This window comes from Pseudomonas sp. SK3(2021) (genome assembly GCF_016772375.1).
GTDB classification, from domain to species: domain Bacteria; phylum Pseudomonadota; class Gammaproteobacteria; order Pseudomonadales; family Pseudomonadaceae; genus Aquipseudomonas; species Aquipseudomonas chlororaphis_I.
This window is the reverse complement of sequence record NZ_CP061943.1, coordinates 2,577,586-2,596,342: the sequence shown is the minus strand read 5'-3', so window position 1 is coordinate 2,596,342 and position 18,757 is coordinate 2,577,586. Positions and strand designations below refer to the sequence as shown.

General features: G+C 65.7%; 15 protein-coding genes and 1 pseudogene. 11 read left to right on the top strand and 5 right to left on the bottom strand.

Translation table 11 applies throughout. The features are described from left to right. Window positions 1-285: 285 nt before the first annotated feature. The 3 genes from IF690_RS11865 to IF690_RS11855 are packed head-to-tail and all read right to left on the bottom strand — an operon-like array spanning window position 286 to window position 4,521. The gene (locus IF690_RS11865) at window positions 286-1,566 is read right to left on the bottom strand and encodes an NAD(P)/FAD-dependent oxidoreductase (RefSeq protein ID WP_202700190.1); all 1,281 of its coding nucleotides are present in this window, start codon (window positions 1,564-1,566) and stop codon (window positions 286-288) included. 54 nt (window positions 1,567-1,620) lie between these two features. Next, entirely contained in the window at window positions 1,621-3,111 is a 1,491-nt protein-coding gene (locus IF690_RS11860; RefSeq protein WP_202700189.1) for an aldehyde dehydrogenase, read from the bottom strand. Window positions 3,112-3,144: 33 nt separating this feature from the next. Next, entirely contained in the window at window positions 3,145-4,521 is a 1,377-nt protein-coding gene (locus tag IF690_RS11855) for a glutamine synthetase family protein (RefSeq protein WP_202700188.1), read from the bottom strand. Window positions 4,522-4,786: 265 nt separating this feature from the next. Here IF690_RS11855 and IF690_RS11850 point away from each other — a divergent pair, with 265 nt between their 5' ends. From IF690_RS11850 to IF690_RS11815, 8 genes and pseudogenes are all read left to right on the top strand, one after another. Then, a complete protein-coding gene (locus IF690_RS11850) occupies window positions 4,787-5,548 on the top strand; it encodes a gamma-glutamyl-gamma-aminobutyrate hydrolase family protein (RefSeq protein ID WP_053278450.1) in 762 nt (253 codons plus the stop codon). A 237-nt stretch (window positions 5,549-5,785) separates the two neighbouring features. Beyond that, the gene (locus tag IF690_RS11845) at window positions 5,786-6,928 is read left to right on the top strand and encodes an ABC transporter ATP-binding protein (protein ID WP_202700187.1); all 1,143 of its coding nucleotides are present in this window, start codon (window positions 5,786-5,788) and stop codon (window positions 6,926-6,928) included. 44 nt (window positions 6,929-6,972) lie between these two features. Further along, entirely contained in the window at window positions 6,973-7,854 is an 882-nt protein-coding gene (locus IF690_RS11840; protein WP_202701396.1) for an ABC transporter permease subunit, read from the top strand. Next, window positions 7,851-8,738, top strand: a complete 888-nt coding sequence (locus tag IF690_RS11835; RefSeq protein WP_202700186.1) for an ABC transporter permease subunit — start codon at window positions 7,851-7,853, stop codon at window positions 8,736-8,738. Before IF690_RS11840 ends, IF690_RS11835 begins: the two co-directional genes overlap by 4 nt. 144 nt (window positions 8,739-8,882) lie before the next feature. After that, the gene (locus tag IF690_RS11830; RefSeq protein ID WP_202700185.1) at window positions 8,883-9,995 is read left to right on the top strand and encodes a polyamine ABC transporter substrate-binding protein; all 1,113 of its coding nucleotides are present in this window, start codon (window positions 8,883-8,885) and stop codon (window positions 9,993-9,995) included. Window positions 9,996-11,396: 1,401 nt separating this feature from the next. After that, window positions 11,397-11,921: a DUF2867 domain-containing protein gene (locus IF690_RS11825; protein ID WP_202700184.1), complete on the top strand. Its 525-nt coding sequence runs from the start codon at window positions 11,397-11,399 to the stop codon at window positions 11,919-11,921. Between the two features lie 24 nt (window positions 11,922-11,945). Further along, window positions 11,946-12,128: pseudogene (locus IF690_RS11820) on the top strand (FAD-dependent oxidoreductase); the annotation flags it as partial. 245 nt (window positions 12,129-12,373) lie between these two features. Beyond that, window positions 12,374-12,814 carry a CBS domain-containing protein gene (locus IF690_RS11815; RefSeq protein WP_023968774.1) on the top strand — a complete coding sequence of 147 codons (441 nt, stop codon included), beginning with the start codon at window positions 12,374-12,376 and terminating at the stop codon, window positions 12,812-12,814. Window positions 12,815-12,868: 54 nt separating this feature from the next. On the opposite strand, the gene IF690_RS11810 is transcribed toward IF690_RS11815, so the two are convergent. Continuing rightward, entirely contained in the window at window positions 12,869-14,194 is a 1,326-nt protein-coding gene (locus IF690_RS11810) for an ATP-binding protein (RefSeq protein ID WP_202700183.1), read from the bottom strand. Beyond that, the gene (locus IF690_RS11805) at window positions 14,191-14,850 is read right to left on the bottom strand and encodes a response regulator transcription factor (protein WP_202700182.1); all 660 of its coding nucleotides are present in this window, start codon (window positions 14,848-14,850) and stop codon (window positions 14,191-14,193) included. The genes IF690_RS11810 and IF690_RS11805 overlap by 4 nt, the downstream gene beginning before the upstream one ends. Window positions 14,851-15,085: 235 nt before the next feature. Here IF690_RS11805 and IF690_RS11800 point away from each other — a divergent pair, with 235 nt between their 5' ends. From IF690_RS11800 to IF690_RS11790, 3 genes are read left to right on the top strand one after another with little or no spacing between them, the layout of a single operon-like run. After that, window positions 15,086-15,556: a DUF2271 domain-containing protein gene (locus IF690_RS11800; protein WP_202700181.1), complete on the top strand. Its 471-nt coding sequence runs from the start codon at window positions 15,086-15,088 to the stop codon at window positions 15,554-15,556. Between the two features lie 26 nt (window positions 15,557-15,582). Then, window positions 15,583-17,778, top strand: coding sequence for a PepSY domain-containing protein (locus IF690_RS11795; RefSeq protein WP_202700180.1), 2,196 nt, complete (start codon window positions 15,583-15,585; stop codon window positions 17,776-17,778). Further along, window positions 17,762-18,742, top strand: a complete 981-nt coding sequence (locus tag IF690_RS11790) for an FAD:protein FMN transferase (protein ID WP_202700179.1) — start codon at window positions 17,762-17,764, stop codon at window positions 18,740-18,742. Before IF690_RS11795 ends, IF690_RS11790 begins: the two co-directional genes overlap by 17 nt. The last annotated feature ends 15 nt before the right edge of the window (window positions 18,743-18,757 follow it).

Below are 18,757 nucleotides of genomic sequence, written 5' to 3'. Positions count from 1 at the left end.
GGAGGTCCTGCGGACCTCTTCGCAGCCTCGCTGGGGCTCGGCAGCGGCTACAGGGATCCGGGGTTGCCAGGTGTTGGGCGGTGTAGCCCCAGCGAGGCTGCGATCGGCTTGGGCGGCATTCCGACGGAGCGGGCGCCAGGCCTGACTGCGCGGGGTGTCTGGCATCGCGCGTTATCTGATCGTTCATCGCGAGCAAGCTCGCTCCTACAAGGGGGGCGTGTAGCCGTGCGAATGCGTTGGGTCAGGTCGGGCGCCCTCTTCCTTTCTGTCGAGGGCGCCACTCACTCAGATACCGAAGCGATCGCGCAGCGCGTAGTACGCCGCGCCCATGGCGGTCAGCGGGGCCTGGAAGGTGCGGCCGCCGATCATCGGCATGTGCGGTAGCGAGGCGAAGGCGTCGAAGCGTTCGGCGTCGCCACGGATCATCTCCGCGATCAGTTTGCCGGCCAGGTGCGAGCAGGTGACGCCGTGGCCGCTGTAGCCCTGCATGTAGTAGGCGTTCTTTTCGATGCGGCCGAATTGCGGCATGCGCGACATGGTCAGCAGGAAGTTGCCGGTCCAGCGGTAGTCGATTTTCACGTCCTTGAGCTGGGGGAAGGTCTTGAGGATCTTCGGCCGGATCAGTTGCTCGATGTCGTTCGGCTCACGGGCGCCGTAGACCACGCCGCCGCCGTAGAGCAGGCGGTTGTCGGCGGTGAGGCGGTAGTAGTCCAGCAGGTAGTTGCAGTCTTCGACGCAGTAGTTGTTGCGGATCAGGCTGCGGGCCATTTGTGCAGGCAGCGGTTCGGTGACCACGATCTGCGAGCCGCACGGCATGCTCTTGCGCGTCACCCGTGGGTCGAGGTCCTGCTGCAGGTAGGCGTTGCCGGCGATCAGCAGGTACTTGGCGCGGACCACGCCCTTGGCGGTGCGCACGATGTTCGGCTCGCCGTAGGTGATGTCCACCGCCGCCGACTGTTCGAAGATCTTGCCGCCCAGGCCGATGATGGCGCTGGCCTCACCGAGGGCCAGGTTCAGCGGGTGGATGTGCCCGCCCTGCATGTCCAGCAGGCCGCCGACGTAGGCGTCGGAACCGACTTCCTGGGCAATCTGCGCCTGGTCCAGCAGCTTCAGGTTGTGGTTGCCGTAGCGCTCCCAACTGGCCTTCTGTTCGGCCAGGCCCTTGAACTGCTTCTTGTTCATGGCGGCGAAGATGCCACCCGGGCGGTAGTCGCACTGGATGTCGTAGTGCTGGATGCGCTGGCGAATGATGTCGGCGCCTTCGAAGATCATGCTGCCCAGCACTTCGGCGCTTTTCTCGCCGTAGCGCGACTCGATCACGTCGACGTCGCGGCTGTAGGAGTTGACCAGTTGCCCGCCGTTGCGCCCGCTGGCACCGAAGCCGACCTTGGCCGCTTCGAGCACAGTGACGCTGTAGCCCGCTTCGGCGAGGAACAGCGCCGAGGACAGGCCGGTGTAGCCGGCGCCGATCACGCAGACGTCGCACTCGACCCTTTCTTCCAATACCGGAAAGTCGGCGGTCGGGTTGCGGGTCGCGGCGTAGTAGCTGTTTACGTAGGTTTGCATTATCGAATTCTCCAGCGGGTGCCGGCCGCAGCCGGCCCCACCGTTCTTATAGAGTCAGAGCTTGATCCAGGTCGCTTTCAGCTCGGTGTACTTGTCGAAGGCGTGCAGCGACTTGTCGCGACCATTGCCCGACTGTTTGAAGCCGCCGAACGGCGCGGTCATGTCGCCGCCGTCGTACTGGTTGACCCACACGCTGCCGGCGCGCAGGCCACGGGCGAAGCGGTGGGCGCGGCTGAGGTTGCTGGTCCAGACCCCAGCGGCGAGGCCGAAGATACTGTCGTTGGCGATCGTCAGCGCTTCTTCTTCGGTGTCGAAGCCGATCACCGACAGCACCGGGCCGAAGATCTCTTCGCGGGCGATGGTCATGGCGTTGGTCACGCCATCGAAAATGGTCGGCTCGACATACAGGCCGCCGGTGCTTTCCAGGGTCCGCGCGCCACCGGCCAGCAGCTGGCCGCCCTGCTCCTTGCCGATGCCGATGTAGCGCAGCACGTTGTCCAGCTGGCGCTGATCCACCAGCGCGCCGACGCGGGTATCCGGGTCGAGGGCATGCCCGGGTTTCCAGGCCTTGAGGGCTTCCACCAGCAGCGGAATGAACTGGTCGCGGATCGAGCGCTCCACCAGCAGGCGCGAGCCGGCGGTGCAGACTTCGCCCTGGTTGAAGGCGATGGCGCTGGCCGCCGCCTCCGCTGCCGCGCGCAAGTCCGGCGCGTCGGCGAACACCACGTTGGGGCTCTTGCCGCCCGCCTCCAGCCACACGCGCTTCATGTTGCTCTGCCCGGCATACACCAGCAGTTGCTTGCCCACCGCGGTGGAGCCGGTGAACGCCAGCACGTCCACGTCCATATGCAGGGCCAGGGCCTTGCCGACGGTGTGGCCGTAACCCGGCAGCACGTTGAACACACCTTTGGGAATGCCGGCCTCCAGCGCCAGCTGGGCGATGCGGATCGCGGTCAGCGGCGACTTCTCCGAAGGCTTGAGGATGAACGAGTTGCCCGCCGCCAGGGCCGGGGCGAATTTCCAGCTGGCCATGATCAGCGGGAAGTTCCACGGCACGATGGCCGCCACCACCCCCGAAGCCTCGCGCGTCACCAGGCCCAGTTGATCGTGAGGCGTGGCCGCCACTTCGTCGTAGATCTTGTCGATGGCCTCGGCGCTCCAGCGGATCGCGTTGGCGGTGGCCGGCACGTCGATGCTCAGGGCATCGCCGATGGGCTTGCCCATGTCCAGGGTTTCCAGGAGCGCCAGTTCTTCCTGGTGCTCGAGGATCGAATCGGCGAAGCGGATCAGCACGCGCTTGCGCTCGGCCGGCGCCTTGCGCGACCAGACGCCGGACTCGAACGCCTGGCGCGCCACCTGCACGGCGCGGTCGGCGTCGGCCTCATCGGTGCTGGCGACGTTGGCCAGAAAGCGCCCGTCCACCGGGCTGATGCATTCGAAGGTGGCCGCACTGGCGGCGTGGCAATACTGGCCGTCGATAAAGGCGCGACCTTCGAGGGTCAAGGACTGGAAGCGCCGCTCCCAGTCGCTGCGGGATTTAGTCATGGCAAATACTCAACGCAGGAAAAGAAACGGCCGTCAGACCGTGTGCAGGTACCAGTTGTATTCGAGGTCGGAGATGGAGTTTTCGAACTCGGCCAGCTCGCTCTCCTTACAGGCGACGAACACGTCGATGTACATCGGGTCGATGTACTTGGCCATCACCTCGCTGTCGTCCAGCACCCGCAGGGCGTCGCGCAGGTTGCTCGGCAGGCTCTGTTCGTTCTGCTCGTAGGAGTTGCCTTCCACCGGCGCGCCGGGCTCGATCTTGTTGGTCAGGCCGTGGTGAATGCCGGCCAGTACCGAAGCCATCAGCAGGTAAGGGTTGGCGTCGGCGCCAGCGACGCGGTGTTCGATGCGCACCGCATCCGCCGAACCGGTCGGCACGCGCACGGCCACGGTACGGTTGTCGATGCCCCAGCTTGGCGAGTTCGGCACATAGAACTGCGCGCCGAAGCGGCGGTAGGAGTTGACGTTCGGGCAGAGGAAGGCCATCTGCGCCGGCAGGGTCTCGAGCACGCCGCCGATGGCGTGGCGCAGGGCGTCGTTGGTTTCCGGGTCGTCGCTGGCGAAGATGTTGTTGCCTTGCTTGTCGAGAATCGAGATATGCACGTGCAGACCATTACCGGCCTGGCCCGGGTACGGCTTGGCCATGAAGGTGGTGTCCATCTCGTGGTCGTAGGCGATGTTCTTCACCAGGCGCTTGAGCAGCACCGCGTAGTCGCAGGCCTTGATCGGGTCGGCGACGTGGTGCAGGTTGACTTCGAACTGCGCCGGGGCACTTTCCTTGACGATGGCGTCGGCGGGGATGCCCTGCTCTTTCGCCCCTTCGAGGATGTCTTGCAGGCAGTCGACGTATTCGTCGAGGTCGTCGATCAGATACACCTGGGTCGACTGCGGACGCTTGCCGGAAATCGGCGAACGCGGCGACTGCGGGCGACCGTTCACGTTGTCCTGGTCGATCAGGTAGAACTCCAGCTCGAAGGCCGCGCAAATGGTCAGGCCCAGGGCGTCGAATTTACTCACCACCTGCCGCAGCACTTCACGTGGGTCGGCGAAGAACGGCTCGCCTTCGATTTCGTGCATGGTCATCAGCAGTTGCGCGGTCGGGCGTTTCTGCCAGGGCTCGACGCTCAGGGTCCCGGGGATCGGGTAGCAGATGCGGTCGGCGTCGCCGATGTCCAGGCCCAGGCCGGTGCTTTCCACGGTGGAGCCGTTGATGTCCAGGGCGAACAGCGAGGCCGGCAGGTTGATGCCCTTCTCATACACCTTGTGCAGGGCGGTGCGTTCGATGCGCTTGCCGCGCACCACGCCGTTCATGTCGGCAATCAGCAGGTCGACGTAGAGGATCTCGGGATGGTTCTTCAGGAAGGCGTTGGCTTCGTTGAGCTGAACGGCACGCAGTGGGACCGACATGATGCACCTATGTGTTAATTATTATGTTCAAAGCGGTTTCGTGGCAGCAGTCAATCCGAAAGGAAAAGTGAAGTCAAGCGCCAGAAATGGCCGCCGATCGTCAATTATTTTGCGCCTCAACATCTTTATTTACCTCGCAACCCGCGCCGATCACGGGTTTCAGACGAAAAACGTTTAGAATTTTTTACACGGAAGTTGTTAATTAAAATCAACGAGGATAAGCTCTCGAAAAACTCGTTCCAGCGTGAATTTCGAGGTGATAAAAATGGCATTCAAGCCATTGATCGGCGTTACTGCGTGCGTCAAAGAGATCGGGCTGCACCCCTACCACGTCAGCGGCGACAAGTACTTGCGTGCTGTCAGCAGCGCGGCCGAGGGCCTGCCCCTGATCATTCCTTCCCTGGCGGACCTCATCGATACCGAGGCCCTGCTGCAGAACCTGGACGGCCTGCTGTTCACTGGCTCGCCGTCGAATGTGGAGCCCTTCCACTATCAGGGCCCGGCCAGCGAACCGGGCACCGCCCACGATCCCCAGCGCGATGCCACCACCCTGCCCCTGCTGCGCGCGGCGATTGCCGCCGGCGTGCCGGTGCTGGGCATCTGCCGCGGCTTCCAGGAAATGAACGTGGCCTTCGGCGGCAGCCTGCACCAGAAGGTGCATGAGTTGCCGGGTTATCTCGACCACCGCGAAGCCGACCACCCGGACCTGGCCGTGCAATACGCCCCCGCCCATGCCGTCAGGGTGCAACCGGGCGGCGTGTTCCAGGCCCTGGACCTGCCCCAGGAGTTCCAGGTCAACTCGATCCACAGCCAGGGCATCGACCGCCTGGCCCCGGGCCTGCGCGCCGAGGCCCTGGCGCCGGACGGCCTGATCGAGGCGGTGTCGGTCGAACACAGCCCGGCCTTTGCCCTGGGCGTGCAGTGGCATCCGGAATGGCAGGTGCTGTCGAACCCGGTCTACCTGCGGATCTTCCAGGCCTTCGGCGATGCCTGCCGGCAACGGGCGGCGCAGCGCAACGGCCACTGATTCAAAGCTTCACCCGCGAAATTGACTGCCACGCCCCCCGGCCGGCGGCGGTGCGCCCTGGTGCGCCCACCCTGGCCCGTGGGGCGGTTCAAGCCACACCCAGCAACACACAGAACAAGAACCAGCGTCAGGCCGCCAGGACGGCAGCGCCGAATAAACCCGCCAGCGCGGGTTTGTCATCCATCTATTAAGCCGGGCCGTTTTGGCTCGACGACTGACATCTGTTGGGAGTTCCACATGGCAAACGCCTCCAGCACGTACAGAAAGGCTCTGGAAGGTCACCCGCAACCGCAGAAGGTGCTGGTGAGAGTCGACCGCGTGACCAAGAAGTTCGATGAAACCGTGGCCGTGGACGATGTGTCCCTGGACATTCACCAGGGCGAGATCTTCGCCCTGCTCGGTGGCTCGGGTTCTGGCAAGTCCACCCTGCTGCGCATGCTGGCGGGCTTCGAGCGACCGACGGAGGGGCGTATCTACCTGGACGGCGTGGACATCACCGACATGCCGCCCTATGAACGGCCGATCAACATGATGTTCCAGTCCTACGCGCTGTTCCCGCACATGACCGTGGCGCAGAACATTGCCTTCGGCCTGCAGCAGGACAAGATTCCCAAGGCCGAGATCGATGCCCGCGTGGCCGAGATGCTCAAGCTGGTGCACATGACCCAGTACGCCAAGCGCAAGCCGCACCAGCTGTCCGGCGGCCAGCGCCAGCGCGTGGCCCTGGCCCGCTCCCTGGCCAAGCGGCCGAAGCTGCTGCTGCTCGACGAACCCATGGGCGCCCTGGATAAAAAGCTGCGTTCGCAGATGCAACTGGAACTGGTGGAGATCATCGAGCGCGTCGGCGTGACCTGCGTGATGGTGACCCACGACCAGGAAGAGGCCATGACCATGGCCCAGCGCATCGCCATCATGCACCTGGGCTGGATCGCCCAGATCGGCAGCCCGGTGGACATCTACGAGGCCCCTGTGAGCCGCATGGTCTGCGAGTTCATCGGCAACGTGAACGCCTTCGACGGCACCGTCATCGAAGACCTGGAAGGCCACGCGGTGATCCACTGCCCGGCGCTGGAACAGAAGATCTACGTCGGCCACGGTGTCAGCACCTCGGTGCAGGACAAGTCGGTGACCTACGCCATCCGCCCGGAAAAGATGCTGGTCAGCACCACCCGGCCCGAGCAGCGCTACAACTGGTCCCAGGGCAAGGTGCATGACATCGCCTACCTCGGCGGGCACTCGGTGTTCTACGTCGAACTGCCTGGCGGCAAGATCGTCCAGTCGTTCATGGCCAACGCCGAACGCCGCGGCGCGCGGCCGACCTGGGACGACCAGGTCTACGTGTGGTGGGAAGACGACAGCGGCGTGGTACTGCGCACATGAGTACGTCAACCATGAGCACTCTCAATCAGCGTTTGACCCGTGTGCTGCCCAGCGGCCGCAAGCTGGTGATCGGCATCCCGTTCCTCTGGCTGTTCCTGTTCTTCATGCTGCCGTTTTTCCTGGTGATGAAGATCAGCTTCTCGGAAGCGGCCCTGGCCATCCCCCCCTACTCGGAGATCTACAGCTTCGCCGAACAGAAATTCCAGCTGCTGCTCAACGTCGGCAACTACGCGTTGCTGGTGGGTGACGAGCTGTACATCTCGGCCTACCTTGGCTCGCTGAAAGTCGCCCTGCTCAGCACCCTGATGTGTCTGGCGATCGGCTTCCCCATGGCCTACGCGATCACCAAGGCCAGCAAGGAAACGCAGAACGTCTTGCTGCTGCTGATCATGATGCCGACCTGGACCGCGATCCTGATCCGCGTCTATGCCTGGATGGGCATCCTCAGCAACAACGGTTTGCTCAACGGTTTCCTGATGTGGAGCGGCCTGACCTCGGCGCCGATCGAAATCCTCAACACCAACACCGCGGTCTATATAGGGGTGGTCTACGCCTACCTGCCGTTCATGGTGCTGCCGCTGTACGCCAACCTGGTCAAGCACGACCAGAGCCTGCTGGAAGCCGCCTCGGACCTGGGTTCGAGCCACTTCAACAGCTTCTGGAAAATCACCGTGCCGCTGGCCAAGAACGGCATCATCGCTGGCTGCATGCTGGTGTTCATCCCGGTGGTGGGCGAGTTCGTGATTCCCGAGCTGCTCGGTGGCCCCGAGACCCTGATGATCGGCCGCGTGCTGTGGCAGGAATTCTTCAACAACCGCGACTGGCCGGTGGCCTCCGCCCTGGCGGTGGTGATGCTGGCGATCCTGATTATTCCAATCCTGTTGTTCAACCGCAGCCAGGCCAAAGAGATGGAGGGACGGGCATGAAACGTTACGGATTTTCCAGCCTGATGCTGGTGCTCGGCCTGGTGTTCATTTACCTGCCGATGCTGATCCTGGTGATCTACTCGTTCAACGCCTCCAAGCTGGTGACGGTCTGGGGCGGCTGGTCGGTGAAGTGGTATGTCGGCCTGCTGGATAACCAGCAGTTGATGGGCTCGGTGGTGCGCTCCCTGGAGATCGCCTGCTACACCGCGATTGCCGCGGTGGCCCTGGGCACCCTGGCGGCCTTCGTGCTGACCCGGGTCACCCGCTTCAAGGGCCGCACGTTGTTCGGCGGCCTGGTCACCGCGCCGCTGGTGATGCCGGAAGTGATCACCGGCCTGTCGCTGTTGCTGCTGTTCGTGGCCATGGCGCAGATGATCGGCTGGCCGCAAGAGCGTGGCATCGTCACCATCTGGATCGCCCACACCACCTTCTGCGCGGCCTATGTGGCCGTGGTAGTCTCCGCGCGCTTGCGTGAGCTGGACCTGTCTATCGAAGAGGCGGCCATGGACCTGGGGGCGCGGCCGTGGAAGGTGTTCTTCCTGATCACCATCCCGATGATCGCGCCGTCGTTGGCGGCCGGCGGCATGATGTCCTTCGCCCTGTCCCTGGACGACCTGGTGCTGGCGAGCTTCGTCTCCGGCCCGGGTTCCACCACCCTGCCGATGGAGGTGTTCTCGGCGGTGCGCCTGGGGGTGAAGCCGGAGATCAATGCGGTGGCCAGCCTGATCCTGCTGGCGGTGTCGCTGGTGACCTTCCTGGTCTGGTATTTCGGCCGTCGCGCCGAAGCGGCCCGCAAGCGGGCGATCCAGGAAGCCATGGAGTACACCGCCGTTGAGGCGTTCCAACCCGCTGCGCAACAGCGCATCCAAGCGACGACGGCCTAGGCCGTCGCGCCCGGATCGCGAGCAAGCTCACGCCTACAGACCTGCACCCTCCCTGTAGGGGCGAGCTTGCTCGCGAAGACGTGCAACCTGACATCCCGCGTTCCACATGCAGCCCCCTGCACAATAAGAAATGGAGTTGTACCGATGAAAATGCTTGGCAGGATACTGTTCGCCAAAACCATGCTCCCACTGTCCTTGATAGGCGCGATGGCGACCGGCGCCCAGGCCAACGACAAGGAGCTGCGTGTCTACAACTGGTCGGACTATATCGCCCCGGACACCCTGAAAAAGTTCGAGGCCGAGACCGGCATCCACGTCACCTACGATGTCTTCGACAGCAACGAAACCCTGGAAGCGCGCCTGCTCACCGGCAAGTCCGGCTACGACATCGTGGTGCCTTCCAACAGCTTTTTGGCCAAGCAGATCAAGGCCGGGGTCTACCAGGAACTGGACAAGTCGCGGCTGCCGAACTGGAAGAACCTCAACCCGGTGCTGTTGCAGAACGCCGCCGCCAGCGACCCCGGCAACGCCCACGCCTTCCCGTACATGTGGGGCTCGATCGGCATCGGCTACAACCCGGACAAGGTCAAGGCGGTGCTGGGTAACGATGCGCCGACCCACTCCTGGGACCTGCTGTTCAAGCCGGAGAACGCCGAGAAGCTCAAGGCCTGCGGCATCAGCTTCCTCGACTCGCCGACGGAAATGCTCCCCGCCGCCCTGCACTACCTGGGCTACCCGGTGACCAGCAAGGACAAGGCGCAGATCCTCGAGGCCGAGGCGCTGTTCATGAAGATCCGTCCTTCGGTGACCTACTTCCATTCCTCCAAGTACATCTCCGACCTGGCCAACGGCAACATCTGCGTGGCCGTGGGTTACTCCGGCGACGTGCTGCAGGCGCGCTCGCGCGCCGAAGAGGCCGGCAACCGGGAGAAGGTCGCCTTCAGCATTCCCAAGGAAGGCGCCGGCAGCTTCTACGACATGATGGCCATGCCCAAGGACGCGGCCAATGTCGACAACGCCTACCTGTTCATGAACTTCCTGATGCGCCCGGACATCATCGCCGAGGTCACCAACAGCCTCGGCTACAGCAACGCCAACGCCGCCGCCACGCCGCTGGTGGACGCAGCCATCCGCAACGACCCGGCCTCGTACCCGCCGCAGGCCGTGCTCGCCACCCTGTACGCGGTGCCCGACCAGCCGATTGCCATCCAGCGCGTGATGAACCGTGGCTGGACACGCATCAAGCTCGGCAAATGACCCCCCGCGCCCGCCCATCACGGCGGGCGCCACTGCCCTCTTCCGTTCAGTCGCGCCTTACCACCGCGACACCCCTGCGAACGGGCTCGCCTGGCTCCCTCGGTTCAGGTGACTCCTTGGCGCCCTCCCCGGGCGCCTTTTTTGCTTTCAGGCCGCACAAAACCCTGTAGCCGCTGCCGCAGGCTGCGATCGACCCGAAGGGGCGCGGCGATCTCAAGAGCGCTGAAGGCCCTGCGGGCCTTGTCGCAGCCTCGCGGGCTCGGCAGCGGCTACAGGGTCGGGACCTGGCTTCGTGTAGCCGCTGCCGCAGGCTGCGTACGCCCCGAAGGGGCGCAACAATCTCAAGACCGATGAAGGCCCTGCGGGCCTTGTCGCAGCCTCGCGGGCTCGGCAGCGGCTACAGGGGCGCGGCCTGGCTTCATGTAGCCGCTGCCACAGGCTGCGATCGACCCGCAGGGGCGCAACAATCTCAAGACCGCTGAAGGCCCTGCGGGCCTTGTCGCAGCCTCGCGGGCTCGGCAGCGGCTACAGGGTCGGGGCCTGGCTTCGTGTAGCCGCTGCCGCAGGCTGCGATCGACCCGCAGGGGCGCGGCGATCTCAAGAGCGCTGAAGGCCCTGCGGGCCTTATCGCAGCCTCGCGGGCTCGGCAGCGGCTACAGGGGCGCGGCCTGGCTTCATGTAGCCGCTGCCACAGGCTGCGATCGACCCGAAGGGGCGCGGCGATTCCAAGACCGCTGAAGGCCCTGCGAGCCTTGTCGCAGCCTCGCGGGCTCGGCAGCGGCTACAGGGTCGGGACCTGGCTTCTTGTAGCCGCTGCCGCAGGCTGCGATCGACCCGAAGGGGCGCAACAACCTCAAGACCGATGAAGGCCCTGCGGGCCTTGTCGCAGCCTCGCGGGCTCGGCAGCGGCTACAGGGTCGGGGCCTGGCTTCGTGTAGCCGCTGCCGCAGGCTGCGATCGACCCGAAGGGGCGCAACAACCTCAAGACCGATGAAGGCCCTGCGGGCCTTGTCGCAGTCTCGCGGGCTCGGCAGCGGCTACAGGGTCGGGGCCTGGCTTCGTGTAGCCGCTGCCGCAGGCTGCGATCGACCCGCAGGGGCGCGGCGATCTCAAGAGCGCTGAAGGCCCTGCGGGCCTTGTCGCAGCCTCGCGGGCTCGGCAGCGGCTACAGGGTCGGGGCCTGGCTTCTTGTAGCCGCTGCCGCAGGCTGCGTACGCCCCGAAGGGGCGCAACAATCTCAAGACCGATGAAGGCCCTGCGGGCCTTATCGCAGCCTCGCGGGCTCGGCAGCGGCTACAGGGGCGCGGCATCATCCAGCGAGCCCCCCCAACCACAAACAATGATATTTTTCGCCGCCTGCGGTGCAGCCAGGCACCGCCACTTTTACAGGGAACCGTATCGATGCAGACCGCCGTCCAGCCTTGCCCATTGCCCAGCCAGTCCAGCATTGCCCACCTTGCCGTCGGGGCGAGCTTCATCGATTGCCGCCAGGTGCTGGCCAACGACCCCGAGCGCACGGCCATGCGCCACCTGCTCAACCTGATGAGCCAGACCCCGGCCTGGATCGACCGGATGATGGGCCTGCGCAACCGCGTGGTGCAGCTGTTGGGCCTCAAGGACCTGGGGCGCCTGACCCGGATCGACCTGGCCAGGGCGGACGAGGATTACCGGCCGGACGACCGGGTCGGCATCTTCACCCTGGTTGCCCAGGCCCCCGACGAGGTGCTGGTGGTGGACCGCGACAAGCACCTGGACGTGTACCTGTCCCTCAATCGCCTGCCGCTGACCGCCGAGGGCCTGCGCCCGGTGGTGCTGTCTACCGTGGTCCATCCGCACAACCTGCTGGGGCGCCTGTACATGCTGCCGGTGGCGCCGTTCCACCGGCTCATCGCGCCCATGACCCTGGCCAACATCAATCGCCGCTGAGCCGCCACGTTCAAGGACACTGCCATGCAGCCCGCCGAGTTCGACGTTGTTGTAGTAGGCCTGGGCGCCATGGGCGCCGCGACCCTGTACCGGTTGGCCAAGCGCGGCGTGAAGGTAGCCGGCATCGACCGTTTTGCCCCGCCCCACGACCAGGGTTCGAGCCATGGCGCCACCCGTATCACCCGCCAGGCAGTGGGCGAAGGCGCGCCCGGCGGCTGGTGGACGGACACAGCGAGATCGATTTGAGCGCGTTTTCCCTGGCGCGCTTCGACCATTGAGCGGTACCTGGATGCCCCGTGACGGGGCGCTTTCCAGGCAGAAACGATTCAGTGACGTTTTTCCTTCCATGGGCGCCGCTTTCAACCTTGCCCCTTCGTTCACTCTCTACGATTCTGTAGAGACCCCCGCGGGGCGGCGCCAGGCCGTCCCAGGCAAAACAACAGGAGCGTCCCATGAAGAGCGTCGCTGAAGTACTGAAGTTGAAGGCCAAGCACAACCAGCAAGTGCACACCATCGCGCCCCACCAGATGGTGCTCGAGGCGCTGATGCTGATGGCCGAGAAGAACGTCGGCGCCCTGCCGGTACTGCAGAACGGCGAAGTGGTCGGGGTGATCAGCGAACGCGACTACGCGCGCAAACTGGTGCTGCACGGCCGCTCCTCGGTGGGCACGCCGGTCAGCGCGATCATGAGCTCGCCGGTGATCACCGTGGACTCGCACCAGAGCGTGGAAACCTGCATGGGCATCATGACCGACAGCCACCTGCGGCACCTGCCGGTGGTGGAAGACGGCCAGTTGCTGGGCCTGCTGTCGATCGGCGACCTGGTCAAGGAAGCCATCGCCGAACAGGCCGACCTGATCCGCCAGCTGGAACAGTACATTCGCGGCGAGTAAGCCCGCCCCCACAACCCAATCCCCTGGAGCCGGCGGCACCTTTGCACGCCGGCCCTACACGCGAAATTGCACGCGCACTTCGAATCCATCGCAGCGGCCACTGGCCGGTGACGCCAGGTGCAGTTCGCCGTCCACGCCGTGAACGATGCTCTGGGCAATCGCCAGCCCCAGGCCGGAGCCACTGGCCTCGCTGTTGCCGCGGACAAAACGTTCGGTCAGGCGTTGCAGCACTGGCGGCGGTACCACCGGCCCGCCATTGACCACCCGCAGGCAACCATCGGCGCCAAGGCTGACGTCTACCGGCTGCAACGGATCGCCGTACTTCAGGGCGTTTTCGATCAAGTTGCGCAGCAGGATGCCAAAGGCGTCCGGGTCGATGGCGGTGCACACCCGGGCCGCCTCCGGCAACTGCAGCCGGATGCGCGGGGCGGCGCCGCGATTCCACTCCTCCACGCCGTGGGCCAGCAGCGGAATCAAGTCCTCGGGGGTTTCGGACAACAGTCCGCCGCCCTCGGCCTTGGCCAGTTGCATGAGTTTTTCCGAGAGCCGGACCAGCTCCCGCAGCGCGCTCTCGATCTTCGCCGCCCGTAGCTGCAACGGCCCCTCCGGAGCTTCGTGGCGCAGGCGCTGGATCTGCGCCAGGGTCGCCGCCAGGGGCGTGCGCAATTCATGGGCGCTGTTGGCGGTAAAGCTGCGTTCGGTTTCCAGGGCTTTGCGCAGGCGCTCCAGCAGGTGGTTGACCGCTTCGGCCAGGGGATCGATTTCCGCCGGCAGGCGCGCCACCTTGATTGGTGACAGGTCGCCCACACCCCGGGCCTCCACCGCTCGCCGGTAGGCCAAGACGCTGCGCAGGCTGATGCGCACGAACAGCCAGGTGCCCAGCAGGCTGATGGGAATCAACCCGAGCAAGGGCACCAGCAAGGCGAACAGCGCCTCCCGGGAGGCTTCGCGGCGCTGGGCCAGGGGCTCGGCGATCTCGATGACGATCGAGTCGTTCTCGGCGCCGGCGCTGTACAGGCGGTATTTGCCCCGGGTGGTAAACCCGGGGCTGGGCCGGTGGCTGAAGATCTTCAGCTTGGCGTCGTGGGAGCGCATCAGAATCTGCCCCTCGGCATCGCGCACCACGTAGGTCAGGTATTCGCTGTCCATCTTCAGGGTTGCCACATGTCGGGCCCGACGTGGCCCGGAACGGTTGCCGATTTCCAGCGCGGCCAGGGGCAGGATGCGCTGGGCCGTGGCTTCCAGGGCGCTGTCGAAGGTTTCTTCCAACTCATGCTGGACCGCCAGCCAAGTGCCAGCGGTGGCCCCCAGCCAGAGCAGGGTCATGCCCAGGGTCAGCCCCAGGCTGAGGCGTTTTTGCAGGCTGGTCGGACGCTTCATGCGGGCGTCAGCCGGTAGCCCATGCCGCGCACGGTTTCGATCAGTTCGCGCCCGAGTTTCTTGCGCAGGCGGCTGACGTAGACCTCGATGGTGTTGCTCTCGATTTCCGCACCGAAGGCATACAACCGTTCCTCCAGCTGGGACTTGGAGAGCAAGGCGCTGGGGCGCTGGACAAAGGCTTCGAACAGCGCCCACTCACGGGCGGTGAGGTCGATGATGGCGCCGCCACGCTGCACGGTGCGGGTGCTGATGTTCACCTGCAGCTCGCCGAGACGGATCTGCGGGTTGGGGTTGCCGCTGTAGCGCCGGGCCACCGCCGCGACCCGCGCCGAGAGTTCGAACAAGTCGAAGGGCTTGACCAGGTAATCGTCGGCACCGGCGTTGAGCCCGGCGATGCGCTCGGAAATCTGGTCCTGGGCGGTGAGGATGATCACCGGCGTCACATCCCCGGCACCACGGCGCTGGCGCAGGAATTCCAGGCCGCGCCCGTCGGGCAGCATCAGGTCCAGCAGGATCAGGTCGTAGGCTGTGCAGGCGACACTGGCCCGGGCCTGCTCCAGGCGCTGCACCCAATCCACGGCGTGGCCATCGTCGGCAATCTGCTCGCGCACCGCTTCCCCGAGTACCGCCGCGTCCTCGACCAATAACACTCGCATCGACGCTCTCCCCTGATCTATGTGGTGACGCACCTTAACCGCCGAACCTGACGCCAACCTGAAGATTCAGCTGGCCATCAAAATCCTCATCAGGGTAGCCACACACGCCCCGCGACAGCCGGAGCCAGATCATGAAAAGCCCATTCGCCCGGCCTCGATTTTTTTAAACGTCCTTCAGGTTGCTGTCAGCTAAGCGGCCCAGGCTGCAGCGACATCACTTGAAAAGGACACCCTCATGAACAAGCTTGTCGTCGCCAGTTGCCTCGCCACGGTTCTGGCCTTGCCTGGGCTGGCCCAGGCCCGTGAAGTGACCCTGACCACCCACCTGAAGAACTACAGCGGCAATGGCGCCTACCTGGCGATCTACCTCACCGACGCCAATGGCATCTACCAGCAGACCCTATGGGTCGCCGGCAAGAAGGCCAAGTACTACAAGCACCTGCCGGACTGGGCCCGGGGCAGCCGCATGGACGCCGCCCAGTACGATGGCATCAGCGGTGCCAGCGTAGGCAGCGGCGAGACCCTGACCGTCAGCGCCGAGCTGGCGGACAGCCTGATCGACGCCGGGTATCAGATCCGCATCGACAGCGCCGTGGAGGACCAGCGCGATGTCCGCGCCGATGTGGTCCTGCCCCTGACACTCCAGGGCGAAGGCCAGCCGGCCAGCGGCAGCACCTACGTGCAATCCCTGCGCTACGACCTGTAATGCCCACGTCGTCAGGAGGCACAATCATGTTGCGTTCGTTGCACTCGATTCCCGGGCTGATCGCCGCCCTGCTGGTGATGTTGCTGGCCATCAGCGGCGCGACCCTGGCACTGAACCCGGCGCTGGAACGCCTGCACACCCCCCAACCGGCCGCGGCGCAAGTCTCGGTCGGGCAACTGGCCGGACGTATTGCCAGCCATCTGAGCGGGATCGAGCAGATCCGGCGCACGCCCTCGGGCTCGGTGATCGTCTACCACAGCCAGGACGGCCAGGCGCTGGCCAGCACGGTCGACCCGCTGACCGGCGCAGTGCTTGCGCCCTACGCCCCCTCGGCATTGGCCCGCTGGGTCAAGGAGCTGCACCGCTCGCTGTTTCTCGACACGGCAGGCCACGCCGTATCGGCCCTGGGCGCCCTGGCGATGCTCTTGCTAGCGGGCTCAGGTGCCGTGTTGCTGGCACGCCGCGCCGGAGGCTGGGGCAAGCTGCTGCGGCCCTTGCGGGGCAGCTTCAGCCAGCGCTGGCACGCCGAGCTCGGACGCCTGACCACCCTGGGCCTGCTGCTGTCGGCCCTGAGCGGGTTGTACCTGTCGGCCGGCACCTTCGGCTTGATTGCCGACGGCAGCCAGGCCGAACCGGCCGTTCCCACCCAAGTCAGCGCCGGCCCGGCATTGCCGGTGGCCAGCCTGCCGGCGTTGCAGGCCCTGGACCTGAATGACCTGCGCGAGCTGGTCTACCCCAGCCCTGGCAACCCCCAGGACTTGTACAGCCTGCACACCACCGCCGGCGAAGGCTATGTCGACCCGGCCAGCGGTGCCCTGCTGTCCTTCCAGCCCTACGCCGCCGCGCATCAGGCCTATGCATTCATCTACCAACTGCACACTGGCGAAGGCCTGTGGTGGCTGGGCCTGCTGCTGGGGACCTGCGCCCTGGGCGTGCCGCTAATGAGCGTCACCGGCCTGTGGATCTGGTGGCGCCGACGCCGCGGCGCCACGCCGATCCACGACAACAGCACGGCCGCCAAGGCCGACTGCGTGATCTTGGTGGGCAGCGAGAACAACAGCACCTGGGGCTTTGCCCACACCTTGCACCAGGCCCTGGTGATGGCCGGGATCAAGGTCCACAGCGCGCCGATGAACCAGCTGCAAAGCGACTACCCCAAGGCGCGCCACCTGCTGATCCTCACGGCCACCCACGGCGATGGCGATGCCCCGGCCTCGGCCACGGCTTTTCTCGCGCGCCTGGAGCAAAACCCGCCGGGGCCGGGGCTGCCATTTGCCGTGCTGGGTTTTGGCGACCGCCAGTTCCCACGCTTCTGCGGCTTCGCCGAGCAAGTGCAGAACGCCCTGGCCGCCAGCGGTACGCCCCCCCTGCTGCCCCTGGACTGCATCCATCGCCAGTGCGCCCAGGAGTTCCAGCGCTGGGGCCAGGCGCTGGGAGCGGCCCTGGGGCTGGAACTGGACTTGCAGCACCACAGCCAAACCCTGCCCAGCCATGACCTGGAACTGGTCGAGTCCGTGGCCTATGGCGCCCAGGTCCAGGCACCGACCCGGATCCTGCGCTTCAAGGCCCCGGCCGACGGCAGCGACCAAGGCTTGCCCGAGTTCCAGGCCGGCGACCTGGTGGGCATCCTGCCCCCCGGCACTGCGCAGCCGCGCCTCTACTCCCTGGCCAGCAGCAGCGCCGACGGCGTCTTGGAGATCTGCGTGCGCAAGCACCCCGGCGGCCTGTGCTCGGGCTTTCTCCATGACCTGCAAGCGGGAGCGCGGATCCAGGGCTTCATCCAGCCCAACCCGCAATTTCGCCCCGTGCAGGGCTCGCAACCGGTGATCCTGATCGGCGCCGGCACCGGAATCGGCCCCCTGGCGGGCTTTATCCGCAGCAACCGAGGCCGGCAACCGATGCACCTGTACTGGGGCGGGCGCCACCCGGCCTCGGACTTCCTCTACGAGCCGGAACTCAAGGGCTATCTGGCCGATCGGCGCCTGACCGCCCTGCACGCGGCCTTCTCTCGGGTCTCGGCGCGTGGCTACGTGCAGGACCGGCTGCTCGCCGATGCCCTGGCGCTACGGCGGCTGGTGGAAAAAGGCGCCCAGGTGCTGGTCTGCGGCAGCCGGGACATGGCCAAAGGAGTGATCCAGGCCCTGGACGAAGTGCTGGCGCCGCTCAACCTCAGCGTACTGACTCTCAAGGCCCAAGGACGTTATCGTGAAGACCTCTACTGAAACCGCCGGACTGCAACGCTACAGTCTCAACGGCCCGACCATGGGCAGCCGCTACACCGCGCTGTTCTATGCCACTCCGGGATTCGCTACCCGAGACATCGCGGACCGCCTGGCCCAGGCGGTGGAACGGGTTGAGCAACAGATGTCGAGCTGGAACCCCACGTCCGATCTCAACCGTCTCAACTCGGCGCCCAGGCACCACTGGGTCAGCGTGCCCAGGGAACTGATGAACGTCATCAGCGCGGCGCTGCGGGTCAGCGAGCAATCCGCCGGAGCCTTCGAGATCGCCGTGGGCGAACTGGTCCAGGGCTGGGGCTTCGGCCCCACGGCCCGGACACTGGATCAGCCGGCGCTGATCGAGCTGGGCCGGCAGCGCCGCGCCACCGCCAGCTACGCCCTGGAGCTGGAACCCCGGCGCCACCGCTTGCGCAAGCGGGCCGAGCTGCGCCTGGACCTCAATGGCATTGCCAAGGGCTTTGGCGTCGATGAACTGGCGCGCGCCCTGGAAGCCTCGGGCATCCGTGACTATCTGGTGGGGATCGACGGCGAAATGCGCGCCAGGGGCAGCAAGCCCGCCGGGCAACCCTGGACCGTGGCCCTGGAGAACCCCCTGCGTGGGGTCCGCCAAGTCATGGGGGTGATGGAGCTGGGTAATGCGGCCATTGCCACCTCCGGCGACTACCGGCGGTGGGTGGAGATCGCCGGGCAGTCCTATGCCCATACCCTCGACCCGGCCACCGGCGCGCCCCTGGACAACCGCCTGGCCTCGGTCAGCGTGGTGGCCGCCAACTGCATGCTGGCCGATGCCTGGGCCACCGCGCTGCTGGTGCTCGGCGAAGTCGAGGGACCGCGGTTGGCCCAGGAGCGCGGCATGGATGCCTTGTTCGTGATCCGCGACGGCGCGCGGTTGCGCGAGGTGTCGATCGTGGGCGGACAGCTGCAGGCGCAGATCGAGACTCGCTGAAGCCGGTGTCTGTTG